This window comes from Chitinophaga sp. 05T412, assembly GCF_056396465.1.
Genome location: NZ_JBFTLN010000003.1, coordinates 28,632 through 53,606, shown reverse-complemented (window position 1 = coordinate 53,606; position 24,975 = coordinate 28,632). Strand labels below are relative to the sequence as shown.

Annotated in this window: 21 protein-coding genes; 17 read left to right on the top strand and 4 right to left on the bottom strand. The window is 46.0% G+C overall.

Annotation, left to right across the window (positions count from 1 at the left end; translation table 11 throughout):
* Positions 1 to 30: 30 nt before the first annotated feature.
* The 4 genes from AC1DFM_RS07420 (at position 31) to AC1DFM_RS07405 (ending at position 7,293) form a co-directional block, all read left to right on the top strand.
* Complete coding sequence (locus AC1DFM_RS07420) at positions 31 to 1,008, top strand: FecR family protein (protein WP_477076069.1); 978 nt, start codon at positions 31 to 33, stop codon at positions 1,006 to 1,008.
* Between the two features lie 299 nt (positions 1,009 to 1,307).
* On the top strand, positions 1,308 to 4,715 hold the full coding sequence (locus AC1DFM_RS07415; protein WP_477076068.1) for a SusC/RagA family TonB-linked outer membrane protein: 3,408 nt from the start codon (positions 1,308 to 1,310) through the stop codon (positions 4,713 to 4,715).
* A gap of 12 nt (positions 4,716 to 4,727) precedes the next feature.
* On the top strand, positions 4,728 to 6,545 hold the full coding sequence (locus AC1DFM_RS07410) for a RagB/SusD family nutrient uptake outer membrane protein (RefSeq protein ID WP_477076067.1): 1,818 nt from the start codon (positions 4,728 to 4,730) through the stop codon (positions 6,543 to 6,545).
* Between the two features lie 115 nt (positions 6,546 to 6,660).
* Entirely contained in the window at positions 6,661 to 7,293 is a 633-nt protein-coding gene (locus tag AC1DFM_RS07405) for an ankyrin repeat domain-containing protein (protein ID WP_477076066.1), read from the top strand.
* A 393-nt stretch (positions 7,294 to 7,686) separates the two neighbouring features.
* Here AC1DFM_RS07405 and AC1DFM_RS07400 read toward each other — a convergent pair whose 3' ends face one another.
* Positions 7,687 to 9,879 (bottom strand): alpha-galactosidase, encoded by a 2,193-nt coding sequence (locus tag AC1DFM_RS07400; protein ID WP_477076065.1) that lies wholly within the window; start codon positions 9,877 to 9,879, stop codon positions 7,687 to 7,689.
* A 325-nt stretch (positions 9,880 to 10,204) separates the two neighbouring features.
* Positions 10,205 to 11,623 (bottom strand): AAA family ATPase, encoded by a 1,419-nt coding sequence (locus tag AC1DFM_RS07395; protein ID WP_477076064.1) that lies wholly within the window; start codon positions 11,621 to 11,623, stop codon positions 10,205 to 10,207.
* Positions 11,624 to 11,875: 252 nt separating this feature from the next.
* Between AC1DFM_RS07395 and AC1DFM_RS07390 the strand changes: the two genes are divergently transcribed.
* From AC1DFM_RS07390 to AC1DFM_RS07375, 4 genes are all read left to right on the top strand, one after another.
* Positions 11,876 to 12,442 (top strand): DUF4256 domain-containing protein, encoded by a 567-nt coding sequence (locus AC1DFM_RS07390; RefSeq protein WP_477076063.1) that lies wholly within the window; start codon positions 11,876 to 11,878, stop codon positions 12,440 to 12,442.
* 13 nt (positions 12,443 to 12,455) lie between these two features.
* On the top strand, positions 12,456 to 12,854 hold the full coding sequence (locus AC1DFM_RS07385) for a DUF7674 family protein (protein WP_477076062.1): 399 nt from the start codon (positions 12,456 to 12,458) through the stop codon (positions 12,852 to 12,854).
* A gap of 234 nt (positions 12,855 to 13,088) precedes the next feature.
* Positions 13,089 to 13,928: a carboxylating nicotinate-nucleotide diphosphorylase gene (gene nadC, locus AC1DFM_RS07380; protein ID WP_477076061.1), complete on the top strand. Its 840-nt coding sequence runs from the start codon at positions 13,089 to 13,091 to the stop codon at positions 13,926 to 13,928.
* A 217-nt stretch (positions 13,929 to 14,145) separates the two neighbouring features.
* Positions 14,146 to 14,676 carry a VOC family protein gene (locus AC1DFM_RS07375; protein ID WP_477076060.1) on the top strand — a complete coding sequence of 177 codons (531 nt, stop codon included), beginning with the start codon at positions 14,146 to 14,148 and terminating at the stop codon, positions 14,674 to 14,676.
* 45 nt (positions 14,677 to 14,721) lie between these two features.
* Here AC1DFM_RS07375 and AC1DFM_RS07370 read toward each other — a convergent pair whose 3' ends face one another.
* The gene (locus AC1DFM_RS07370; RefSeq protein ID WP_477076059.1) at positions 14,722 to 16,203 is read right to left on the bottom strand and encodes an aminotransferase-like domain-containing protein; all 1,482 of its coding nucleotides are present in this window, start codon (positions 16,201 to 16,203) and stop codon (positions 14,722 to 14,724) included.
* Positions 16,204 to 16,274: 71 nt separating this feature from the next.
* Here AC1DFM_RS07370 and AC1DFM_RS07365 point away from each other — a divergent pair, with 71 nt between their 5' ends.
* Together AC1DFM_RS07365 and AC1DFM_RS07360 are read left to right on the top strand one after the other, a co-directional pair.
* The gene (locus AC1DFM_RS07365) at positions 16,275 to 16,880 is read left to right on the top strand and encodes an FMN-binding negative transcriptional regulator (protein ID WP_477076058.1); all 606 of its coding nucleotides are present in this window, start codon (positions 16,275 to 16,277) and stop codon (positions 16,878 to 16,880) included.
* A gap of 138 nt (positions 16,881 to 17,018) precedes the next feature.
* The gene (locus tag AC1DFM_RS07360) at positions 17,019 to 17,879 is read left to right on the top strand and encodes a 2OG-Fe(II) oxygenase (protein WP_477076057.1); all 861 of its coding nucleotides are present in this window, start codon (positions 17,019 to 17,021) and stop codon (positions 17,877 to 17,879) included.
* 79 nt (positions 17,880 to 17,958) lie between these two features.
* Here AC1DFM_RS07360 and AC1DFM_RS07355 read toward each other — a convergent pair whose 3' ends face one another.
* Positions 17,959 to 19,623, bottom strand: coding sequence for an ArnT family glycosyltransferase (locus AC1DFM_RS07355; RefSeq protein WP_477076056.1), 1,665 nt, complete (start codon positions 19,621 to 19,623; stop codon positions 17,959 to 17,961).
* Positions 19,624 to 19,800: 177 nt separating this feature from the next.
* On the opposite strand from AC1DFM_RS07355, the gene AC1DFM_RS07350 reads away from it, so the two are divergent.
* The 7 genes from AC1DFM_RS07350 to AC1DFM_RS07320 all read left to right on the top strand — a co-directional run bounded on the left by AC1DFM_RS07350 (position 19,801) and on the right by AC1DFM_RS07320 (position 24,876).
* The gene (locus AC1DFM_RS07350; RefSeq protein ID WP_477076055.1) at positions 19,801 to 20,127 is read left to right on the top strand and encodes an ArsR/SmtB family transcription factor; all 327 of its coding nucleotides are present in this window, start codon (positions 19,801 to 19,803) and stop codon (positions 20,125 to 20,127) included.
* Positions 20,124 to 20,609 (top strand): SRPBCC family protein, encoded by a 486-nt coding sequence (locus AC1DFM_RS07345; protein WP_477076054.1) that lies wholly within the window; start codon positions 20,124 to 20,126, stop codon positions 20,607 to 20,609. Before AC1DFM_RS07350 ends, AC1DFM_RS07345 begins: the two co-directional genes overlap by 4 nt.
* 88 nt (positions 20,610 to 20,697) lie before the next feature.
* Positions 20,698 to 21,057 carry a nuclear transport factor 2 family protein gene (locus tag AC1DFM_RS07340; RefSeq protein ID WP_477076053.1) on the top strand — a complete coding sequence of 120 codons (360 nt, stop codon included), beginning with the start codon at positions 20,698 to 20,700 and terminating at the stop codon, positions 21,055 to 21,057.
* Between the two features lie 25 nt (positions 21,058 to 21,082).
* Positions 21,083 to 22,069: an aminoglycoside phosphotransferase family protein gene (locus AC1DFM_RS07335; RefSeq protein ID WP_477076052.1), complete on the top strand. Its 987-nt coding sequence runs from the start codon at positions 21,083 to 21,085 to the stop codon at positions 22,067 to 22,069.
* Between the two features lie 50 nt (positions 22,070 to 22,119).
* Positions 22,120 to 23,070 carry an MBL fold metallo-hydrolase gene (locus AC1DFM_RS07330; RefSeq protein WP_477076051.1) on the top strand — a complete coding sequence of 317 codons (951 nt, stop codon included), beginning with the start codon at positions 22,120 to 22,122 and terminating at the stop codon, positions 23,068 to 23,070.
* Positions 23,071 to 23,095: 25 nt separating this feature from the next.
* On the top strand, positions 23,096 to 23,812 hold the full coding sequence (locus AC1DFM_RS07325; RefSeq protein WP_477076050.1) for a DUF6882 domain-containing protein: 717 nt from the start codon (positions 23,096 to 23,098) through the stop codon (positions 23,810 to 23,812).
* A gap of 5 nt (positions 23,813 to 23,817) precedes the next feature.
* The gene (locus AC1DFM_RS07320) at positions 23,818 to 24,876 is read left to right on the top strand and encodes an ankyrin repeat domain-containing protein (RefSeq protein ID WP_477076049.1); all 1,059 of its coding nucleotides are present in this window, start codon (positions 23,818 to 23,820) and stop codon (positions 24,874 to 24,876) included.
* Positions 24,877 to 24,975 lie beyond the last annotated feature (99 nt).

Here is a 24,975-nt window from a genome sequence, read left to right as displayed (position 1 = left end):
TATTTCCCCCTCATCGTCTAAATAAAAGACATGTCACTAAACAATACTAACGATTTGGATTATACGATATTAATCAGGTTCATAGATGGGCAAACAACGCCAGCGGAAACGGAGGAAGTCACGGCGTGGTTAGCTGCTTCTCCCGACAACCAGGCGCTGTATTTCCAGGTAAAAGACATCTTTGACCAACAGCTGGCCAGCAGCATTACACCCGCTGAAACTGACCAGAGCTGGGAAAAGGTAATAGCGCAACTGGCAGAGGAACGTGTCACACCAGTAAAACGGCTGGGCTGGATGAAATATGCCGCAGCTGTTTTGATACTGGTACTGGCAGGTGGAGCAGGTACTTATCTGTGGATGAAAAAGACCGTACCACAGACGCCACTCGCAATATTGGTGTCGAAAAAAAATACCGTACAAACCATCCTTTTACCAGACAGTACACGTATATGGGTAAAGCCGGGAGGAAGTGTGAGCATGAAGGAGGGACAAAAAAATATACGCGAAGTATGGTTGGAAGGAAGCGCATATTTTGAAGTAGTGAAGAAAGCCGCTGCACCATTTACCGTACATGCACCGGATATGACCGTGACCGTATTGGGTACAGCTTTCTCTATCAACGATCGCCTGCAACACGCGGCAGTGATGGTAAACTCCGGCCTGATTAAAGCTACCGCTTTCAATAAGGAGTTATTGGTGCATCCGGGTGAAAGAGGGATGGTAACCGATAGCCAGCTACGGATAGACCACGTTAATCCACAGTTATATGCTGCCTGGAAAGATGGAGACTATAAATTTGAAGATACTTCAATCGAAGAAATCAGGGAACTATTGCTTGCCAATTATGGATATGAGGTAAAGGTGATACAGCCACAAAAGTTCCGTGATACCCGTATCAGCGGACGCGTATTAATAACAGATGAAAAGAGTTTATGTAAAGTATTAGGCGCCATGCTGAATGCCTCCGTGCAAAAAGATGGCAACCGGATTATTATTCAACCAAAGTAAGCATCAATTTAAAAATGTATCGTCAAATGTCTGTCAGCTAAGTAGGTAATCTGAATTTTGCTGCATTGAAAATCCTAATGTTGCCGCCTGATCATACAGGAGGACAGCTTTGTGCGCCGCGTTCGATGAAATACTTATCTTGTTATGAAAATCAGCCATTACGTCAACGGGTAATGGTCTGCAACGATAGGAACCATATTAATAATAAACAGTGACAACTAACAACAACGAAACACACAGGTATTATCTGAACTAGTCTTTAACCAAAATATGTAGTCTTTAACCAAAATTTATTCGTTATGAAATTTGGATCTCTACGGCATTGCCTGAAGGGAGTGGCTGGCCTATGCTTTGTACTGAGCGTGATCACCCCGCCCTTACATGCGCAGGACGCAATGGCAGGCATCGAAACGCCGGCCAACCAGGAACGCGGTCGAAGCAGTCCTGCTGAAAGAGGAAGCAGCACGCAAATGATTCCACTGAAAGATGCCCTCGAAAAAATATATGCTAAGTATCAACTCAGGATCGCCCTGAATGAAAAGTATACCAAGGATATTTTGCTGCCCGATAAAATATTGAGAATGGACGCCGAAAAAGTGGTGCCCTTTCTTCAGAAAACATTACTGGGACATAACCTTACCCTGAGCGCTATGGGCCCATCCCAGTACATTATTACACCGGCGGAAAATCGCCCGCCCGCGCCGGTACGAAAACCGGCCGTAAAGTTAAAAGTCTCCGGCACCGTAAAAGATAAGCTGGGGGCTCCTCTGGTAGGAGTAACCGTAAAAATAGTGGGAACACCCACCGGCACCACCACCAACGATAAAGGCTTTTATGAGCTGGATGTGGAACCAACCGATGTCCTCGAATTCTCCTATATCGGTTATCAGCCGCAGCAAATCACGGTGAGAAATAAGGTAGACATCAACGTGGAAATGCTGGCGAAAGAAGGTGGCCTCAATGAAGTGGTAGTAGTAGGCTTCGGTGCACAAAAGAAAATCAGTCTCGTAGGCGCACAGTCCACCATCAAACCGGAAGAACTGAAGCTGCCGGTGAGAAGTCTTACGAACGCGCTGGGCGGGCGACTGGCAGGTATAGTCGCTGTAACAAGAAGCGGCGAGCCTGGCTACGACGGCTCCGATATCTGGATACGCGGGATCTCTACTTTCGGCTCCAGCCCACGTGGTCCACTCATCATCGTGGATGGAGTACCCGACCGCAGCATCACTGATCTTGATCCGGAAGATATCGCCAGCTTTACGGTATTAAAAGATGCATCCGCTACTGCCGTGTATGGTACCCGCGGCGCGAACGGCGTCATCCTCGTGAACACCAAAACAGGACGGCCCGGTAAACCACAAATCAATGTGGAACTCAATCAGGCGATCACTAAATTTACGCAGCTGCCCAAGTTTGTAGATGCGCCCACCTTCATGCGCCTGTATAATGAAGGCCTGGAAATGAGAGGAAGAACACCGCTATATTCAGATGAAACCATACAGAAACATGCTTCCGGAGAAGATCCGGACCTGTATCCGAATGTAGACTGGTTCAACGTCCTGTTTAATAAATGGGGCCAGAGCAGAAGAGCTAACCTCAACGTAAAAGGAGGCTCTGAATTTGCCACCTACTATATCTCCGCCGGGTACTACTCTGAAACAGGTTTGCTGAAACGCGATAATGCACAATCTTATAATTCAGATATTAAACTGGATCGATACAACTTTACGACCAACGTAGACGCCAATATCACCAAAACAACCAAACTGGAGTTAGGCGTAAATGGTTATATCATCAATAGCAATTATCCGGGCATTGGTACCAACGCTTTGTTTGACCTGGCTACGCAGGTACCACCGCATCTGATTCCACCACAATATTCTAACGGACAATGGCCTAAAATACCCAATGGTAGCTATCCCAGTCCATATCGCAATCTTACGCAGTCGGGTTATGCGACGGAATACCGTAACACCATCCGTTCCAATATCCGGGTACGACAAAATTTTGACTTCATCTTAAAAGGGCTGTCGGCCACCAGCATGTTTGCGTTCGATGCCTATGGCTGGAATAACCTGAACCGGAAAAGAGAAGTACAAACCTATTATGCTACCGGTCGCGACTCCGCCGGTAATCTGCTCACCAAAGTAGTAGATCCCGGCTCCAATGTACTGGGATTTGAGGTGTCCAGAGGAGGAAACCGCCGCTTCTATACGGAAACCGCCCTGAACTACGCCAACAAATTCGGCGATCATGATGTCTCCGGTTTGTTATTGTATAACCAGTCGGATTATATTAACGGTGACGCAAGTACGTTAATTGAATCCATTCCCTACCGCATCAGAGGCCTGAGTGGAAGAGCCACCTATGGCTATAAAAGCCGTTACTTTGCCGAAGTGAATTTCGGGTACAATGGTTCCGAAAACTTCACGCCTAAAAAACGATACGGCCTATTCCCTTCTTATGGCGTAGGTTGGGTAGTTTCCAATGAAAGCTTTTTTGCACCGCTGAGTAATGTATTGAGCTATTTTAAACTCCGCTATACCTACGGCCTGTCTGGTAACAGCAATACCGGGTCCCGCTTTTTGTTCCTGACCAGGATTAAAACAGACGACAATTTAGGTTATACCTATGGGGTACCCGGCAATACCGTTAAGTATAATGGTATACAGGAAGATCAGATCGGATCAGATGTTAGCTGGGAAACCGGTAAACGGCAAAACCTCGGTATTGAAATAAAAGCCTTCCATGATGAGCTGTCACTGATCGTAGAGTTATTCAAGGAACGCAGAACAGGGATCTTATTAAGACAGTTTGATATCCCTTACGCTTCCGGCTATACGACCGATAACATTCCTTACAATAATATTGGTATTACGGAGAATAAAGGGATCGATGTTACCCTGGAGTTTAATAAATCCTTTTCCAAAAACTATTGGGTAGCGTTTCGGGGCAACTTCAACTTCAACATCAACAAAGACGTATATGATGGTTTACCACCGTGGCAATATCCATGGCTGAACCGTACCGGACATCCTATTGACCAGCGTTTTGGCTATGTAGCTCTGGGCTTGTTTACCGATTCATCGGATATTGCGAAGTCGCCCAAACAGGCAGGTGATGTACGTCCGGGGGATATTAAGTATAAAGACCTGAACGGCGACGGAAAAATCAACAGCTACGATCAGCAGGCCATTGGTTATGGCCCGGTACCCCGTATCGTATATGGATTGAACTTCAGCGCCGGCGTCAAAGGATTTGACCTGAGCCTGTTTTTCCAGGGGGTAGCTATGGTCGACTTTATGTATAGCGGTGGTCATGCTACCAATCCCTTCTACGAAGGGCCTACTATCGGTAACCTATATACGGTGGCTACCGACCGCTGGACACTGGATAACCCCAATACACGGCCTTTCTATCCAAGAATGTCAACCCGGCAGGATATTACCACCAACTATTATGAAAGTACCTGGTGGGTCAAACGGGCCGACTATATCCGTTTGAAAAGTGCAGAGCTGGGCTATACATTCAGCGGCGACCGCCTGCAACGATTTGGTTTGAAGAGCATCCGTACTTACGTAAATGGTACCAATCTCTTTACTATTTCGCCCTGGAAAATATGGGACCCGGAACTGGGCGATGGGAGAGGAACCGCGTATCCTAACCTGACAGCTTTCAACTTTGGCATCCGGGCTAATTTCAAATAAAACTGTACGACTATGCGTCATAATATCTTCCGAAAAAAAATCCTGTTACTCCTGTTGTTATTACTGGCAGGTAGTTGTAAGAAAGGATTCCTCAATACAGTACCAGATAATATTGCCACATTAAATGATGTGTTCACCAACAGGACGATGACCGAACAATGGCTGGCACGCCTCTATAACCCCATGCCGGACATGTGGGCGCAGCCTTACGCCGAACCCTGGAGCGGACAGAGTGATGAGGTGGACTATGCCTGGGTACAACCCGCTATTAACTCCGGCGCCATCACCGCCGATAATGCCGATCCTTCCAACTGGAATGGCTACTACCAAACCATCCGGCAGGCGGCCATCTTTTTAAAGAACGCAGATTTAAATAAGGAAATTCAGGCACAGCCCAATGGCGTGCAGTTACTGAAACAGTATAAAGCAGAAGCACGTTTTCTCCGCGCATACTTTTACTGGCTGCTGATGAAGCAATACGGCCCGGTAGTATTAATGGGTGAGGAGCCCAAGCTACCAGATGCAGACTTTCAGATACCCAGAAGTCCGTGGGACGAATGCGTTAACTATGTGATATCAGAAATGGAGAAAGCCCTGCCGGATTTACCCGTACAGCATATGAACCCGGTAGATCCTACCCAGCCGGATGTAACACAAACTGGTCGTATTACGCAGCCCATTGTGCTGGCCGTGAAATCGCAGATCCTGTTATACAGCGCCAGTCCTTTGTTTAATGGGAATAGTGAGAGCAACTTCAAAAACATGGATGGCGCCAATCTCATCAATCCTACCTTCGACAAAGAAAAATGGAAGAAGGCCGCGGATGCAGCCAAAGCCGTGATAGATTTAAACAGATGGACATTATACACGGTAACGGATGCAGATCCGTTCAGATCCGCTTTCCTTTCCTGCCGCAATTTATTCTTTGATGGCTGGCAAACGGAAGCTATCTGGATTCGTCCCACCTCCGACCACGTAGGCCGCTGGGAACGCCACTGCTCGCCCCGCTGCGCCAATGGCAACGCCTGGAATGGTATTGCCGTTACCCAGGAGATGGTGGATATTTTCCGCACCGCCAATGGTAAACCAATTACCGATAACAGCAGCGGCTATACGGAAACAGGGTTTACCAATACGCCTACTTCCTATTATGTGGATGGTACCTCCAATATGTATGTGGGCCGGGAACCACGGTTTTATGTAGACGTTACCTTTAACGGCTCCGTTATCCCCGTAGTACCGGAAAACGGACAAACACGGGTGGAATTCTTCTTCACCGGCAACTCCGGCAAGAACGGCGCGCCCCGCGACTGGCCTTCTACCGGTTACACCGCGCGTAAAAATATTCATCCCAATACCGATTTCAGATCCGGCAGAAGCTTTTCCCGCCCGGCTATGATGATCCGGTTGGGAGAGATTTACCTCAACTATGCAGAAGCATTGAATGAATATGATCCCGGCAATCCGGATGTGTTAAAGTATCTCAATAAAATCCGTCATCGCGGAGGGCTGGCAGACATCGCACCCGGCGCCAGTCAGGATGAAATGCGCAAACAAATCCACCTGGAACGCCAGATAGAGCTGATGTTTGAAGGACATCGCTATTGGGATGTGCGCCGCTGGAAAGTGCCCAATACGCCAGACCAGCACCAGGGCGGACAATTCCACGGCATGAATATCGAAAAAGGGACCTTCCTGTCCGATCCGGAATTCCATAAAAGAATTGTAGCCTTTACCAGGGCGCAGTGGGACAATAGATTTTATTTCTACCCGGTGCCGCAGAGTGAAATTGACCGGAATAAAAAGTTAGTACAAGCCCCGGGATATTAAAGCAGTGACGATGAAAATAATACGCAGCCCCCGCCTTATCGCGGGGGCTGTTTCGTTCATACCACATTACAGAAAAATGGACTTATATTTATTGTGTTAACCAACATACAGCGTCATGAAAGAATTAATAGATAATAAAGATCTGGAAGGCATCAAAAAGGCGCTTTCCGAAAACCCCTCTCTGGCTAACGAAGGTATTCCCTTTGATGAGGAGAATCCCACCAAAGCGCATCCGCTGCACCGTATCTGCGACGGCGTATTTGCACACACCTTTACCGATCCCGAAGGCGTGGAAATGGCGCAGATATTTTTATCATATGGTGCTAACGTGAACGGCAATACGTTAGAAACGGGTCAGGATACCCCACTAACAGCGGCTGCCAGTTTGCATGCAGAAGAAGTTGGTATTTTGTATATAGAGAATGGCGCCGATATTCATCATGCCGGTTGCCATGGCGGTACAGCCTTGCATTGGGCTGCCTGGGTAGGAAGAGATAAGCTCGTGGAAAAGCTGATCCGCGAAGGTGCCGCTATTGATCAGCGGTGTATCGACTTCCAGGGTTCTCCGCTTTTATGGGCCGTACATGGGTATAAATATGGCGGGCCGGAAAACAGGTTCCACCAGGCGGAGTGTGTGCGATTATTGCTGGCTGCTGGCGCCGATAAAACGATTCCCAATATAGATGGGACCATCCCGTCGGGATTTCTGGAGGAACAGGATACGGAATTGATGCAGCTGCTGAAGTAGTCATCTCCGGATACACAGCGATAAGACTAAAAAAGATGATGGAGATAAAAAGAGCAGCGGTTATTCCAGCAACAATTCTACCAATGTACAGAATTATGAAACTACCATGGATATGAAAATTTATAACGACAAAAGCGAAAGCCTTCTGGAATACTGCCGATGCGTATAAGAATACCATGGAGTATCTGATCAAACGTTGCCCGTTGTATAAAAAATAATGCCGTCTATAAAAACAACACCCCGGCAGTTATATACTACCGGGGTGTTGTTTTTATACGCAATATTACACCTGTAAATGACGCTCTTGTTGGGTGCTGGTAAAAAATGCTGCCGGGTTAAACTGAACAAAACCCGACAGCATAAGAGGGTAACCTATCGCCCGAAGGCTATCTGTTACCGGGTTGCCTTTATCCGCAATATCACACTCGTGCGCCGGGCGCTCGTTTGTGGATTAAAGCCTATTTTCATCAGGAAATCTCCTGAATAGGCCTGGGTAGGGTTCAGCGGCGTAGTACTACCTGGATAGAGATTAATTTCTTCAACAGTATATTGTTTGCCGGGGTCCAATCCTTTCATTTTAATCGGTAATTGCAGGGTTGTTACAAAAGTGGTAGGCATATGGTAGTTAAATACTACCGCTTCATCTTTGGCTGCATTTACATAAGCAATAGACGCTACTTTGTTGTGACGGGGATCTTGCAGGCGGTATTGCTCGCCATGCCATACAATATCCTTGAAAGAGTCGTACAGCCGGATAGCTTGCTGGCAGAATAAAAGGTCGTTGGGCGACAGCTCATTTACTTTAATGTCGAAACCCAACTTTCCCATCATCGCCACATCGGTTTTGAATTTGATAGGCTGTTTGCCCATATCGGTCACGTGGTTGTCTACCGCAATGGAAGGGAAGTAGTAGGAGTAATCCCATTGTATAAAGATCCGGTCGTATGCATTGGTGTTATCGCTGGCCCAGAACTCCGTAAAGTACTGCAGCGCACCATAATCAACCCTGGACCCGCCGCCGGCACAAAGCATCATGGCCACATCGGGGTACTTTTTACGGATCTTTTCCAATACACGATATAATCCGCGAACATATTCGATGTTGAGATGATCCTGGTTTTTCAGGGTAGCAGAATGTGCATTATAGATCAGGGAGTTGCAGTCCCACTTAATGAAAGAGAGACCTGGCGCTTCTTTGAACAGGTTGTCGATGCTTTCATATACGAAATCCTGTACCTGCGGATTGGAAAGATCCAGTACCAACTGATTGCGCATGTAGTATTCCTTGCGACCGGGTTCTTTCAGCACCCAGTCAGGATGTTTTTCATATAATTCGCTTCTGGGATTCACCATTTCCGGTTCTATCCATATCCCGAATTTGACGCCGTTTTCTTTGGCTACCTGGTCCAGGTGACCGAGACCTTTTTTAAGTTTCGCACGATTTACCTGCCAGTCGCCCAGGCCGCCGGTGGCGTTGTTGCGCGGATACTTATTGCCAAACCATCCATCGTCCAGCAGGAATACATTGGTACCTATTTTTTTAGCATCCTGTATCAATGCATCCAGTTTGGCATCGTCGAAATCGAAGTAGGTGGTTTCCCAGTTATTCAGCAGCGTATAACGTTCACCGGTACCATTTAACAGGCGGTATTGCGTGGCCCAATGTTGTAAATTGCGACTAGCCAGCCCTTTGCCTTTATCAGACAGCGTGTATACAAATTTAGGGGTAACAAACAGTTCATTAGGTTTCAGGGTGTAGTTGGCAGCGGCGTTGTTGATGCCTGCCGTCACCCGCAGATAATATTCATCAAAAGTTTCAAAATCGAGGCGGAAGTTGCCGGTCCATTCCAGTGATCCGGCAATTACCTGGCCTTCATCTTCCGTGGCGGGCTTGTCCAGCGATACCATAAAAGAAGAGGAGTGGAGCAGGTTATTCCGGGTACCGAGTTTGGAGTCGATGGTACGTATGCCGTGTGGAAGGAGTTGTTCTTCCGGTTGCATTTCCTGTCCCCAGCTGCTATAGTGGTTATTCAGGTAGAATGCTTTTCCCTGCAGGGTAAGGTTAGCGGAAGCATATTTATTTAGTAAGATGTCTCCCTTCTCATGATGTATGATCTCCGCCCATTGCTCAATGACATCTTCTTTTTGGTAAGCTTCCATATACAGGGTGACCATTACATTGTATAGGCTATCTTTCAGCTGTATCGTAGTAAGGGTGCGGTTATCATCCAGTTGTTTTACCTGGTGTGTTACATATTGGAGTACCAGTGATTTGTCGCCGTTGTAATGCGTCACCGCCAATGCAGGTTCCAACAGGTTGAGGGAACCGGAACCCATATATATTTCCCGCTTGTTGAACAGGTCATCGTTGCCGGGTTTGAATTTATCCAGGGAACGTAGTAACCGGTATTCATTTATATTATTAGCCCTGGCACCGAAGTAGGTAACTAGTAACGATTTTTCAGCATCGGTTTCCATCACCAACGCATTATTTTTTGTTTCCACCGTAATGATTTGCTGGGCGCTGAGCGTAGCAGTGGCGGAGGCTACAGCGGCCAGGAAAAGGGTGATCATTTTTTTAATCATGGAATTAATTAGTATTTTTAAAAAATATAGTTCCCAAAAAAAAAAGCGGCCGGTAATGAGAGGGCATTGCCAGCGTATATATTTATTTCGGTGTCATGTACTTTATTATGCTGGGGCGAAGGTAGTATGCTGAGAAGCAGGCCAGTTTACAATTTTTGATCAGTGTTGATTGGATTTTGACTTGTTGATAGTATGGGAGGAGCAGCATTGGTTTTTAAGAATAATAAAAAAGGAGTACTTCGAAAAGTACTCCGGCTGGGAGTTTTATTCCCTATTGTTAAACCTCATTTTTCGCAGGCTTCTTCATTAAGAAGATGCTGCCGGTTCAGGATTTGAACAGATCTTCCATGCGTACCTCCTGGTGAACCAATGATGTTTTGTATTGACTCTCTTTCACGCCATAGGTTGTAATCATTGTTAAGAACAATGTTTTTTTGGTGTTAGTTTCTTCCTGGAAGCTGCTTGATTTTCGTTGCAGGGTGGCTGCATATGATTTGTCGATGATAAACGGTCCAACGGAAAATTTCATTTCGCAGACATTGATGCAGTTGTCCTGCCGGTCTAATAATAAGTCTATTTGTGCATTTTGGGAATGCCAGATGGAGGCTTCCGTATAAACGCCTGAAATACCCAATGCCTGTTTAATTTGTTGCGAGTGTTTCATGCAAATGCTTTCAAATGCCATACCACTCCAGCTTTTCCAGGAAGGGGAGGCAGATCGCTTCATCCATGTGCCCGGCCCCGTGGCTCTGGCGTGTTCAATAAATTTCAGATAAAAGAGACTGTATTCATCGACTAGTTTATAAACCATATCTTTTGCATTTTTGCCAAATGGTAGATACGTCTCCACAAATCCAGACTGGACCAGTTCTTCCAATAATTTGGTGGCAGTTCCCCCACTTTGTAGGTTGGTTTGACTAATGATCTCATTGCGTGTAAGGCCTGAAGGCTGTGCAGCCAGCGCCTTTACAACGGCAACGTGGCGATCTGCCATTTCAAAAAGGGAATTGTATAAATTGTTGAATTCGCCAACAAGCAGGCCGTCTTTGGTAAAACAAAGACGATCAATGGCCTGGGTGGCGCTTTCTCCTTTCCTGATATCTTTTAAATAATGAGGGATACCCCCCAGTGCCATGTAGATTTGAAGCGTTTGGTAGTAGTCCAGGTTTACAGCCCGGCTTTTCAGATAGGTTGAAGTTTCGTATAGGGTAAAGGGGAGTAAACGTATTCTGCGGGTGATCCGGTTATGTAATCCACCTTTGTTATTTACTACCCGTTGGATCATCCATGAGGCGGCCGAGCCACAAATAGTTATTACCAGGTTAGTTTGCTTCGAGGCCCAGGTGTTCCAGAAGTATTCAAACGCGGGAAGAAACCCTGATTTTGCTACACTAAGCCAGGGAAATTCATCAAAAAAGATAACGGTTTTCTTCCTTTTAAGCTGAGGGGTGAGTCCCTGGATTAATAATAGAAAGGCTTCTGTCCAATTCTTCGGTATTGCCGGGAGAAGTGTTGTATTGGTAGCAACAGCAATAGCATTGCGGAAATTTTCAAGTTGGCTCCTGGTAGAGGCATTGTGCACACCGGAAAACTCGTAGACCATTTGATTTTGGTATACCTGACGAATCAGAAACGTTTTACCAACCCTTCTCCTGCCATATACAGCCACCAGCTCTGCTTCTCCGGAAGAAAGCGCATCCAGCAATATTTTTTTTTCTTGCTCTCTACCAATCAAATTTTCCATAATTGCATATATTTAGATATAGTTTTGGCTGGCTATCAAAATTGATACGCAGCCAAAACTGTCCAAAAATACATAGTTTTGGCTGGCTATCCAAAATGATACGCAGCCAAAACTACCCAAAAAACACCAGTTTTGGCTGGCTATCGAAATCGATACGCAGCCAAAACTCACCCGAAACAAGTAAATCAGATATCACTTATAACGAAACTACCGCCTTTAAACGGCCGCTGGATAACATAAAACAACAATAACATGGCTACCGCAAAAAAAACTTTGTCCGCCGCGCAACAGGATGCTTTACTCCAAACGCTGAAAGCCCGTTTTGAAAAACATATGCAGCGGCATAAAGGCCTCGATTGGACTAAAGTCGCCGCCAGGCTAACCGCGGAGCCTATGAAACTATGGTCGTTGCAGGAAATGGAAAATACCGGTGGAGAGCCAGATGTAGTAGGATACGATAAAAAAACAGACGAATATCTTTTTTATGATTGCGCACCGGAAACGCCCAAGGGCCGCCGAAGCATTTGCTACGACCAGCAGGCGCTGGACGCCAGAAAAGAAAATAAGCCAGCCGGCAGTGCCGTAACTATGGCAGCAGCAATGGGGGTGGAGCTTTTAACAGAAGAAGAATACCGGGCATTACAAGAACTCGGGGAATTCGATCTGAAAACCTCCAGCTGGATAAAAACACCTGCCGGGGTTAGAAAGCATGGTGGCGCTGAATTTGGCGATAGACGCTACAATAAAATATTTATTTACCACAACGGTGCCGACTCTTATTATGCTGCCAGAGGTTTCCGCAGTGTGTTAAAGGTGTAACAGAAAAAACGATATGAGCGCCTGGAGAAAAAAAGCAATGGACTGCCTGCCGGAATGTAAGCAGGAGTTCGAAAATCCCGTTACTTCCATTTACGATGTGTTTATAGAGCTGCTGCCGTCAACCGTGAATGCGCATAGGCATCATGATATTCCACAGCTGGAAAAGAATTATGCCTTTGCTGAATGGTGCTTCCGGCAACGGGCAAAGGATTTGTGGAATGCCACAGCGGTGAGTTTTTATGAGCATCTGGGAGATCAGGAAGAAACCACTGCCGATATGAATAAATGGGTGAGAAGAGATATCTATCAGCAAATACGTCCGTTACTGGAACACCGGCTTAACAGCGACCAATTAAGACGAATCGACAACCTTTATCAAATTAAAGGCCGGCCCGATCATCCTGATCGATAGGAAACGTTATTATCTCGCGGTCACTAACCCTGATACGCCTTTCGCATGTCATCAACAATACAGAAAATCGATATAATTTTAGCCTTACTGAGCATTGTATGGCAGTTTTTTGTGCTGACTAAAAACTATCAATATTTACAATGCTCTTTCTATTCTTTAACTGGCAACTTAGGTTAATTATTATCGTTAAGTTGGTAGTATTTACTTAATTTGGCGTCCTAAAATACAGCGCGCTTGACAACACAAGAATTCATTGCCGCGGCATTCCTCGAAGACGTGGGCAGCGGCGATTACTCTACACTGGCATCTATACCGGCCGATGCGAAAGGTAAGGCGGTACTTAAAATAAAGGAAGACGGTATACTGGCAGGCATACAGCTGGCGCAGGATATTTTCCACCATTTGGAAGAAGATGCAAAATTCACCCTTTATAAAAAAGATGGCGATGCCGTAAATAATGGCGAAACCGCGTTTACCGTTGAAGCCAGCGTGCATACCATTTTAAAAGCAGAAAGACTGGTGCTTAACTGCATGCAGCGCATGAGCGGCATCGCAACGCTCACCAATAAGTACGCCGATAAAATAAAAGGTTACAAAACCAAAGTACTCGATACCCGCAAAACCACGCCGCTGTTCCGCGAATACGAAAAGGAGGCAGTGCGCATTGGCGGCGGTTACAACCTTCGCATGGGCTTGTACGATATGATCATGCTGAAGGACAACCATATCGATTTTTGTGGCGGCATAGAGCAGGCTATACGGAAAACCAACGAGTACCTTGCGACCAACAACCTCCACCTGAAAATAGAGATCGAAACCCGTAACCTCGATGATGTGCGCCGTGTGCTTGCTGTGGGCAATGTACACCGCATCATGGTCGATAACTGCTCGCCGGAACTATTGGAAGAAGCCATTGAGCTGATTGGCGGTAAGTACGAGACCGAGGCGTCGGGCGGTATCAATCTCGATAACATTGTTTCATATGCCCGTACTGGTGTTGATTACGTCTCTTGCGGCGCTATCACAAATCAGGCTGTGAGCATGGACCTTAGTTTAAAAGCACACAAAATATAGCGCAGATATTATCGCTGTTGTTATTATCTCGTTGTCACTAACCCTGATACGGATGCCTTCCTTATGACCACATGCTTTTAGCATGTCATCAGCAATACAGAAAATCGACATCATTTAACCTCTCTGAGTATTGTATGGCAACCTGGGTTAAGTTGTCGTTTTTATCCAAACAGCCGGCCACCCATTGCCCCTAGTTTTGTGAAACAATTTATTTCACATGAACATCATTAGCCGGATACTGCTGGTTATCCTCCTTATTACCACCAGTAAGGATATTGCTGCACAAAAAAAACAAACCATGAAACAACGAATGAGTATTCTGACCATTGGCGTAAAAGACATGACCGCCATGCGGGCCTTCTACGAACAAAAGTTCGGATGGGTGCCAGTAGCTGTGAATAAGGACATCGTATTTTACAAAATCAACGGCAGCCTGATTTCCCTTTTCCCTGCGAAAGCATTGGCAGACGATGCACGAATCCCTTATGCAGACCAGTTTTCCCGGCATTACATCCTGGGATATATTGTGAACACAGAACAGGAAGTAGACGACCTGTATGCAGAATTGAAAAGTAAGGGCGTGACGATTGTAAAAATGCCTGAAAAGACTTTCTTTGGCGCCTACACAGGATATGTACAGGACGCAGAAGGAAACCTCTGGGATATTGGTACCAATCCGTTGATCCCGTTAGATGAAAATGAGAATGTAATCACGCATAAGGATATACGACACCTGGAACAACATTAATGTTTTATGCTGCTGTGGGGCACGGGCACCCTGCAGCAGCATAACTTATTTTAGGAGTGTTTTCAAAATGTGCACACTCCTGGTCAGTTGCTCTTCTGTAGACGACGCAAAGCCAATACGGATGCCGTTGTTATAATGCGGACGATGGCCATGCAGATCGCCGTCGGACAACAGCAAGCCCTTTTGATACGCCTTTTTTGCCAGCTCGTGCAGGTCAATGCGTTTGTCAAAAAGGGTCCATACCGACATGCCGCCTTCCGGGATGTTGAAGTGAACCCGGTCTTTTAATTCTTGCTGCAGCAGGTGGCAAAACAAATCACGTCTTCGCTCATATACCGGTAATGTTCTTCTTAAATAACGTGTAATGGTGCCGTCATGGATAATGTCGGCGACGGCGTTGTCGAGGATATGATCTCCCTGCCGGTCCTGCATCACCCGCACTTTCGAGAGGTGATCAATTACATTTTCTGCGGCCACCACGTAGCCCATCCGGAAGGCAGGGGAAAAGCTTTTGCTGAAGGAGCCACAGTAAATCACCATGCCGTGCTGGTCGGCACTGGCGAGTGGTAGCAGCGGCCGGTGTTTATAGTGAAAGTCAAAATCGTAATCATCTTCCAGAATAATAAACCCATACTCATTGGCCAGCCGGAGTAATTCCATCCGCCGGTCCAGGCGCAAGGAAACTGTAGTGGGGTAGTGGTGATGCGGTGTTACATATACCATTCTGATCCGGTGTTGTTGGCAGATGGTTTTTAATTCATCTGTTACAAGACCATGTTCATCTACGGTAATACCGATATGTTGTGCGCCTGCGTGGCGGATGTTTTGCTCCATCCGGGAATAGCCCGGAACGCCTGCTACAACGATGTCGCCGGGTTCAATTAATGCATTGCAAACGAGGTTGATCCCCATCAGTGTACCTCTTACGGAAAGTATATTTTGCGCAGTGGTGTGTAATCCGCGTGTGGTATTGAGGTAATCCGACATCGTTTGCCGGTACCAGGGAGTGCCTGCGGGATTGCCATAGCAGCCAAACTTGTTGTATAAGCCACTTCGGGTGAGTTGATTGCGGTAGGCCCGGTACAACTCTTTTAAGGGCGCCAGTCCGGGGTCGGGGTAGCCGTCGTCCAGGTGTAGTTCCGGGAAGGGAATGTCGGGTACGCTGTGCAGGTAATGAATAGGTTTGATGGCAAATCCGGCTTTTTGATGAGCTGGGGGAGACAGGTGCTTATCCGGCTTCGCTGGTTCATAATCTTTCATATGCGTCGATACAAAGGTTCCTCTGCCGATCACGCTTTCGAGCCAGCCTTGTATCACCAGTTCTTCGATCGCTTTTTGTACGGTAATCCGGTTAATATGCAATATGCGGGCAATGTCTCTGCTGCCCGGCAGCTTTTGTCCGGCGCGCAGGCTACCTTGTTTAATCAGTGCCAGCATGCCATCGGCCAGCTGTAGGTAAACCGCGCGATCCGCCGTATGATCAACCGGGATATGCTCAAATAAACCAAATAAAATTGGACTATCCATTTTCTTAATATTGGACTACAAAGATAATCCAATGAAGCGTTAATTTTATGTGATGTTGTTAAATGCCGGATATGTACGTACCATCTTACTTTAAATTTGAACACCGGGAAGAAATGGTGGCATTCATGAAGCAGTATAGCTTTGCCACTATTGTTACCGTGCAGGATAATATACCTGTGGCCACCCAGCTGCCTTTTGTGATTGACGATAGTAGGGAGAAATTGATCCTGAAGGGGCATTTTGCAGCTGTTAACAAACAGGCTGAGTATATCGCTCAAAATATCTCACTGGTTATTTTTGCGGAGCCGCATGCGTATATCTCACCGGTAGATTACGATAAAAAAGAAAGCGTGCCTACGTGGAATTATCTGGCTGTTCATGCGTATGGGAAAGCCACTATCCTGGCGGATGAAGCAGCCGTTGCAAAGGCGATGGAGCAAATGATTCTGCAGTATGAGCCTGGTTACCTGGCGCAATGGAACAGTCTTTCTGATAAATACAAAACAGGCATGATCAAAGGCGTTGTAGCGTTCGAAATCGAAGTCACGGACCTGCAGGGGCAAAAGAAGGTGTCGCAGAACAAAACTGTCGGAGAACGGGAACGGATCAGCGAACGCCTGGAAAATAGCGGAGATGCATTAGCGGGCACTATTGCCCGGGAAATGCGTGGACGGTAGCCTCCTGGTATTGTCGGGAAATAGTCAGGAATACTGCTTTGGGCCAAGGGGGAAATATTTTATTACCGGTAGGTCCGGCGATTAATATTTGCACTATATTTATACCTCCTTTGAAAGTCGTGTTTAAAAACTCAAGAAGTGCAAACTACCACTGAAACAGCGCAAACAACGCAGCTATTCGATTACGATTATTGGAATCAGCAGCTTCCTTCACTTAGTAAAGAATATCAGGGAGCCGGTCCATATCCTCATATAGTCCTGGAAAATTTCCTGAGCCCAGATGCCTTAATGGCCTGTGCACAGGAGTTTGATAAATTGAATGAGGATGATGGCTGGATCAACTATGTTCATTACAATGAAAACAAAGCCGGCCTGAATAAGCTGGACTTGCTGCCCACCAATATCAAGCGAACCATCAACGAATTAAATTCTCCCCAGTTCCTGGAATTCTTAAGTACGCTGACCGGTATAAAAGGACTGATGAAAGATGATCTCCTGGAAGGTGGAGGCATACATCAGTCGAAGCGTGGAGGCTATTTGAATATCCATGCCGATTTTACCGTGCATCCACATCATCGTCACTGGCAACGGCGCGTAAACGTGCTGGTGTATGTGAACAAAGACTGGGTGGAAGAATGGGGCGGTAAACTGGAACTATGGGATACAGAAATGAAGGCTTGTGAGAGGAAAGTGTTACCTGTTTTTAACCGCTGCGTTATTTTTAATACAGATGCGGATTCTTACCATGGACACCCCGAGCCAACAACCTGTCCGGAGGATCAACACAGAAGATCCATCGCCCTGTATTATTATACAGAAGAAGCCCAGCCTTTCCGCAGAGCTACCAAATACATGGTGCGCCCCGGAGAGGAAAAGAAGAAATTTATGGTGAAGCTGGATAATACCATGGTGGCTGTTTATACAGAAATCAAAGGAATGCTCGGCTCCAACGATAAAGTAATCAGTAAAGTGTTGCGGTTTTTCTCCCGGAAGAAATAAACGCTTACTGGCGGAAGTAATAATAGCGAAGGCGCCCTCACAGATAGTGAGGGCGCCTTCGCTATTATTGTGATGTATATTACTTCGCAGGTACTTCCCGCTTCAGAAATACAAATCCATTTTTCCGATACAATTCTTTCACACCATTGTGCTGTAAGTAAGGATCTACCCGATCTATTTTCGTTACAAAATACGTTGGTTTATCGATAGGGCCAGTCAGTAGCCAGTTTTCATCGTAAGAGTTCTGATTAACAGGCTTCTCTTTATGCGTATAGAAGAATGGTGCATAGCTCCAGTAACCTAATGTGGTAACGTAGCAATCTTCTCCTTGCCTTTGTTCCAAAAACTCGATGGCCGCTGCCTGAGAGTATTTTTCTACTTTGGGCACAATGATAGCGGCAGCGGTGAAGATCACCAGGGCGGTACCTACAAAATAGACCGTCGCCGCATTGATGAAGGCACGCTTTTTCAGTTGCAGAAGGCCTATTATAACTGTAGCTACCATCAGTAGCCCCACAATACCTTCCCAACCACTCCATTTTACATCCGCCGCCATATTGGCTTGTGCAAAAGGATCTTTTACATAAGGTATCAGTTGTTTAATGTTTAACGCAATCACTGCTACGGCCAGCAATACAATGGCAATGATGCTGCCCAGGATGGTGGCTAATACGCCTGCGTACTTTTTGTAATCCATTTCTTTTCTATCCCATTTATAGAAGGTATACGCGGCCAGGAAGCTAATCGGGAACCAGGCCATGGAAGAATAGTGAATAATGCGCGATTGTACAATGGTGAACAGAATCGTTACTACCCAGAACAACAGCAGCATCCAGATTTTAAAGTCTTTATCATACCGGCCGGTATAGCGTGCCTTAAAGAACGAGGGAATCGCAAAAAGAGAAGCGGGAAAACATCCTATCAGCAACACCACAAAGTGATAGCCGAAGAAGCCTGCTTGTCCTGCATCGTGGGTGGTGAAGAGCCGGTATTGGTATTTTAAGAACTCCGTAATGAACCAGGGTCCGTTCTTGGCCGTTTCATAGCCGTACCAGGTAAGGGTTACCAGGGTGGTAACGACCAGGAATAGCAGGGCATGTCCCCAGTTAAAATAGATCCTGAATTTATTGTAGATGAAATAAACGCCCAGCACCAGCAGGAATACCATCAATGCCACTTGTCCTTTTGTTAAGATAGCAAGCCCCATGAAAATACCAGACCATACCGCATAGTACACCGGTTTTTTATTGATCCCTTCTTTATCAAATCCATTCCGTTTCCAGTGATATAAGATAAAAAAGTACAGCGCGAGGAAAGTAAACAGGTTAAACCAGGGATCAATTATACCTGATTTGAAATACATATTAGGGAAGAGAGAGCCGCCAAAGGCCAGTGCCCAGAGCACACCAAATTTCCGGTCGTATAACCGGGTACCGCAAATCAATAGCACTATCAGCGTAACAATACCACACAACGCATTCGGGAAGCGGGCAGCAAATTCGTTGATCCCAAATATTTGCATGGACAAACTCTGCATCCAGAAAAACATCGGTGGCTTTTCCCAAAATGGTTTGAAGTTGATATAAATCCTGGTATAATCATCCAGTTTCAGCATCTCCCTGGAGCACTCCGCGAAATTGATCTCATCCCAGTCAAACAAGTGAACCCGTCCCAGAAAAGGAATGAAGAAAAGCGCTGCAATCACTGCCAATAATAAAATAGTGGATAGTTTGGGTGTACGCATATGTACCTTATGTAATAAATGATTGAATTAAACAAATATATGGCCATATAATATGATTTGCAAATCAGGCGATTAATTGTGCCGGCAGCTTCATTTTTAAAATAAACCCGCATTTTTTAAATTTCATTTGCGCAAGTAGATACTTGCATGTATATTTGCAAGCATATACTTGCATTTATGAAAGTCAGAAGAGATGTGTACCAGGCCATCGCCGATCCTACCAGAAGGGAAATTATTAACCTGGTAGCTGGGCAGTCGTACAACGTAAACACCATCGCTGAAAAATTTGAGATGACCCGGCAGGCCGTATCGCTGCACGTTAAAATACTGGAGGAATGCGGACTACTGGTTATCAAACAAAGCGGTAGGGAAAGGTTTTGCGAGGTACAGCTCGATCAGCTCGAAGAAGTAGTCTCCTGGATCGATCAATCCCGGAAATTATGGACGAAACGATTTGAAAAATTAGATAAATACTTACAACAACAGCAATCCAAAAACAAATGAAAACAAATACCGAAGACCTCTTAATCACGCATCTGTTTGATGCGCCACGTGAACTCGTTTTTGATGCCTGGACAGATCCTGCGCACCTGCAACATTGGTACGCACCCGATGGATGCGATATCGTATTTAAGTCGATAGACGTCAGGGTAGGAGGCCGGTTTCATTCGGTGGTGCAAGATCCCGTGCATGGCGAATGCTGGATCACCGGCGAGTACCTGGAAGTAAACGCCCCGGAAAGACTCGTGTTCACCATGGAGCTGTGCAATGAAGAAGGCATCCCAGTTAGCGCCACGGAAGCAGGGAAATCCAAAGACTGGCCCCCGGCCATTATGACTACCATCACTTTTGAGTCGTTAGGCGAACAAACCAAACTCACCCTGCATCAGACAGTGCCAGTGGCAGAAGCAAAGAAAACAGGTGCTTATCAAARCTGGTTCAGCATGTTTGATCGCCTGAGCGCCTTATTGGTAACCAGTAAATGATAATAGCATGCGCTGCTTTAAATCTTTACCACTATTACTGCTTGTCTTACTGGTAAGTAGTTTTACCGATGTTTCAACACCAAATCGTATGAGCCCGAATAAAGCCACCGTCACGAATTACCTGGCAGCGTTCAATGAACACGACCACGGTAGAATACTGGCCTGTTTAACAGACGATGTMACCTGGGAGCTGCCAGGCGTTTATTCGCATAAGGGCAAAGCCGCTTTTGATAAGGAAATTGAGAACGAAGGATTTACCGGCAAGCCTGTTATTACCATTTCCCGGATGACAGAAGAAAATAATATCGTTATAGCCGAAGGTAACGTACAAGCGCAAACGAAAGAGGGGGTGATCATAAACCTCGTGTTTTGCGATGTTTTTGAAATGGAAAAGGGGTTGATTAAAAAGTTAACCAGTTATTTGATGCCGCTGCCCAATAAGAAATAAGGATTTTTTCTCTACCTTAATCCCCATGGAGCTAACGCATGAAGTAGCATATTGGCAGCATTTTTTGAGGGAACGGGTAAACATACAGCTGGAACAGCCATCCTTGCATGGGGTTATCGGGGGACTCTTTAACCAGGTATACCGGATAAATGATGCACAACAGACATGGTATATTAAGCAGTATCTCGATAAGCCGGTATCCGGTATCTTTTCTCCGCCGGACATACCCGCCTCCCAACGTAGTGAGCTGGCATTCAAAGTACATGCGCTTTGCCGACAGATGGAAGGTAATGAAGCGCATGTACCGGAAATACGGCAGGATAAAACCACCAATACGCTGGTGATTGCCGGTATTCCCAATGCCAAACCATTAATAGAATATCTCGCCGCTGGTAAAACACCGGTAACAGCACTACTGGCAGTAGCCAGGGTGCTTGCCCGGTTACATGTGGCTACGTATAACGTAAGAGCCTATACGGAACATCCCCTGTTTCGTAATACCACTTTCAGGGATTATAAATTAACCCTGCAGTACTATGAACTTACCCGGCAATTGGAGCCGGATCTGGCTGCAATGGTCCAACAGCTGGCTGATAACTATAGAACACAATCCTATTGCCTGCTGCATGGCGATATCAATTCCAGGAATATTGTATTAAATGAAGAAACTGAAGCTATCGGCATGATTGACTTCGAGCAGGCGCATATTGGTCATCCGGTATATGACCTGGCGTATCTGTTGAGCGAACTACTTATCTCCCAATGGTATTTCGGATCGGATGTGATGCAGACCACCATTAAGCGTATGCTGGAATTATATTTCAGCATTAATACCGCGATCGTATACGCAGAAATCAAGACCGCATTAAATGCACATCTGGCGGTTCAGATACTATATCGCTTCCTGGGACCCAGTCATAAATCATGGACTTTCTATATTGAATCGCCTAAGCGGGAATTGTTGATAGAACAGGCGAAGGCATTACTCAGGAGTACAGTTGGAATGGAGTAGACCGGATGCATAAGGCACATTAATTCCCGTATTAAATATACCTTTGGGCCATGAAATCCATTTTAACCATTGTTTCATTTGCAGGTTTGTTGCTTGGCCACACTGCATTTTCGCAAACTACTTTTAAAGTCATTCCGCTGGGAGTGAAAGGCGGTATAGATGAAAGCAATCTTTCTTCCTATATGATTGCCCCGCAGGGCAGCAACGACTATGTATGTCTGGATGCCGGTACGTTACATTACGGGATTAAAAAAGCCATACAGGCAAAACTGTTAAACGGTACCGCTGATGAAGTGTTGAAGAGAAATATAAAAGGTTACCTGATTTCACATGCACACCTGGATCATCTGGCGGGCATGGTCATCAACTCCCCCGACGATAGCACCAAAAATATCTATGGCCTCGATTATTGCCTGGATGTACTCAAGGATAAATATTTTTCCTGGAAGAGCTGGGCCAACTTCGCTGATGAAGGAGAGAAGCCAGCGCTGGGCAAATACCATTATGCTGTGCTTACGCCCGGCGTAGAAACGCCGCTGCAGAACACAGAAATGGAGGTGACGGCTTTCCCGTTAAGCCATGGTAGCCCTTATCAAAGCACCGCTTTCCTGGTGCGCCATAAAGATGCATATGTATTGTACCTGGGAGATACCGGACCAGATGCCGTAGAACATTCCGACAGAATGCAACAGTTATGGCAACACGTAGCACCGCTGTTGAAAGAGAAGAAATTGAAAGCACTTTTTATTGAAGTATCCTTCGCTAATGAACAACCAGATAAGCAATTGTTCGGACATCTTACACCACATTGGTTAATGTCGGAATTACAGGAGCTGGCGGCGTTATCAGGTACCGAAGCGCTGAAGAATTTTCCGGTGGTGATCACACATATCAAGCCGGGGGCTAACCGCGAGAAAATTATTCCTGCGCAATTGCAGAAAAATAACCCGTTACAGGTGAAGCTGATTATTCCGGAGCAAGCCAAACTGTTGATGTTTTAGTCGAATCTTTAAAATAAACCATGCGATGAGTTTTTTAAAATATATTTCAGGGACGCCGCCAGCGTCCGACACAGCTGTTAATCCCGCTACTACTGAGCAGGCATTACTGGAGCAATATGGAGGCTGCAGTCTGGATAAACAACACAATCTTTATGAAGTGATTGGTGAACATAATTGGGATGCTGATCTCGCGGCTGGTACCATCACTTTTGGAGAAGGGAAAGTATTCCCATTACAGGTGCTCGGCTCTTTTTCGCATAGCGCGCAAAATTGGTTGTGGGCCTGGGATAACACGGAATCTGCTATTCCGCCTGCGGTGCTGGAGGAAGCGTTGCAACTCAAAGCGTTTGGAGAGCAACATCAGATCGACTTATTTACACAAGGCAATTTTGCCGCCACAGAAAATGATCTTCACCGCATAGGAATGATAGCGGCCGGTATGTTCGATGACAGCGCTTATTACCTCGCAGACTACGGTCAAGGTATTTTGCTGGCAACTATCAAAGGCGATACCATTGACCAGGCGGTGCGTGATAACCTCGCACGCCCCTTGTCTGTTTTCCCGCAACTGATCAGCTTCTTCGAGATGAATCATAAAAATACTTTCATCAATTATATCACGCAGATTGGTTACACCGTGGAAGAAACGCCAGGCGGATTAACCGCTACCTGGAATGGCTATACGATTACCGCCACTTTTGATGAACTGTTCAGGCTCACACAAATCAATGGCCAAAACTAAATGCGATGAAATTATTTGGTCCCGGTGCAGAACTAACAGAATTGGCTATACGAATCATGGCAGAAGACCTGGAGGCGCTGGAAACTCAGTTAGCTGCAGGATGGAACCTGAATGCTGTTTTTAACGTTACCCGGCACATAGATGTGTCGCCGCTGACCCTGGCGCTCAGTGAACAGAAAATGAAAGTAGTCCACTGGCTGCTGGAGAAAAATGCGGTTATCAATGATAAAGCATCTCCGGCGTTGATCACGGCAGCCGCCACCTGTAAGCCGGCGGTGTTGCAGTTATTGATTGATAAAGGGGCCAACGTTAATCAGAAGGATGAATTGAAAAAAACGGCCCTGACAGCGGCGTTATACGGAAAGAAATATGATAACATCGGGGTATTGCTGGCCAATGGATATCAGTTACAGGAAGATGGACGCTCATTACGCCAGGCGGTCTTCAATCGCCAGTATCCCGCTATCAACATGTTGCTGGACGCAGGGATAGATGTAAATCTGCATCTGCCTGATATGGTATTCCCGTATAACCCCACAGCCGTCTGTGTAGCTGCTCAAAACAACGACTTCAACACGGTAAAGCTCCTGGTAGAAAAAGGCGCCGATGTGACGATAAAAGATAAATATGGGGAACGGCCTTACAACGCGGCAGTAGCGAAAAAGAATGAGGAGATGATCGCCTATATCAAAGCGCTGGAGCCGCCGCAGTGGCATGAAGAAGAACAGCGGCTGGCAGATCTGAAGAACTATAAAATCCCCGCGAAGTTGTTGGAAATATTGAGAAGCGATAATCGTCGCATCAACATTCCAGGAAACGAGTATATCAGCTATATTGAATTTAACCAGGTGGTAGATCTCAAAGAAGTGAACTGGAACAAGCATAAATTCCTGGATCTGCTGTCAGATGTAGACAACTATGGCGCAGAAGGGCTACTGGTCTGGTATCCGAAAAAGAAATGCCTGGCCTCTGCCGATTATGAGCATGGGGAATTGAAAGAATTGAGTAGTGTGGACGATTTTTTCCGGGACCCGGGAGTGCAGTTGAATAAGATATTTGAGTAGCTCAGTTGGTAGTTTTTTACTGGGAGATATGAGGCCAATTAAGTATCTTAATAACGCGGAACTTTGTTTCCCGTAATTTTATCATGCTCAATGATCCCG

Excerpts from the sequence above, each read along its gene's own strand:
- AC1DFM_RS07415 (WP_477076068.1), top strand. The coding sequence starts at position 1,308 with ATGAAATTTGGATCTCTACGGCATTGCCTGAAGGGAGTGGCTGGCCTA.
- AC1DFM_RS07375 (WP_477076060.1), top strand. The coding sequence starts at position 14,146 with ATGAACATCATTAGCCGGATACTGCTGGTTATCCTCCTTATTACCACC.
- AC1DFM_RS07385 (WP_477076062.1), top strand. The coding sequence starts at position 12,456 with ATGAGCGCCTGGAGAAAAAAAGCAATGGACTGCCTGCCGGAATGTAAG.
- AC1DFM_RS07420 (WP_477076069.1), top strand. The coding sequence starts at position 31 with ATGTCACTAAACAATACTAACGATTTGGATTATACGATATTAATCAGG.
- AC1DFM_RS07410 (WP_477076067.1), top strand. The coding sequence starts at position 4,728 with ATGCGTCATAATATCTTCCGAAAAAAAATCCTGTTACTCCTGTTGTTA.
- AC1DFM_RS07320 (WP_477076049.1), top strand. The coding sequence starts at position 23,818 with ATGAAATTATTTGGTCCCGGTGCAGAACTAACAGAATTGGCTATACGA.
- AC1DFM_RS07370 (WP_477076059.1), bottom strand. The coding sequence starts at position 16,203 with ATGGATAGTCCAATTTTATTTGGTTTATTTGAGCATATCCCGGTTGAT.
- AC1DFM_RS07355 (WP_477076056.1), bottom strand. The coding sequence starts at position 19,623 with ATGCGTACACCCAAACTATCCACTATTTTATTATTGGCAGTGATTGCA.
- AC1DFM_RS07365 (WP_477076058.1), top strand. The coding sequence starts at position 16,275 with ATGTACGTACCATCTTACTTTAAATTTGAACACCGGGAAGAAATGGTG.
- AC1DFM_RS07405 (WP_477076066.1), top strand. The coding sequence starts at position 6,661 with ATGAAAGAATTAATAGATAATAAAGATCTGGAAGGCATCAAAAAGGCG.
- AC1DFM_RS07390 (WP_477076063.1), top strand. The coding sequence starts at position 11,876 with ATGGCTACCGCAAAAAAAACTTTGTCCGCCGCGCAACAGGATGCTTTA.
- AC1DFM_RS07330 (WP_477076051.1), top strand. The coding sequence starts at position 22,120 with ATGAAATCCATTTTAACCATTGTTTCATTTGCAGGTTTGTTGCTTGGC.
- AC1DFM_RS07335 (WP_477076052.1), top strand. The coding sequence starts at position 21,083 with ATGGAGCTAACGCATGAAGTAGCATATTGGCAGCATTTTTTGAGGGAA.
- AC1DFM_RS07395 (WP_477076064.1), bottom strand. The coding sequence starts at position 11,623 with ATGGAAAATTTGATTGGTAGAGAGCAAGAAAAAAAAATATTGCTGGAT.
- AC1DFM_RS07325 (WP_477076050.1), top strand. The coding sequence starts at position 23,096 with ATGAGTTTTTTAAAATATATTTCAGGGACGCCGCCAGCGTCCGACACA.
- AC1DFM_RS07400 (WP_477076065.1), bottom strand. The coding sequence starts at position 9,879 with ATGATTAAAAAAATGATCACCCTTTTCCTGGCCGCTGTAGCCTCCGCC.
- AC1DFM_RS07350 (WP_477076055.1), top strand. The coding sequence starts at position 19,801 with ATGAAAGTCAGAAGAGATGTGTACCAGGCCATCGCCGATCCTACCAGA.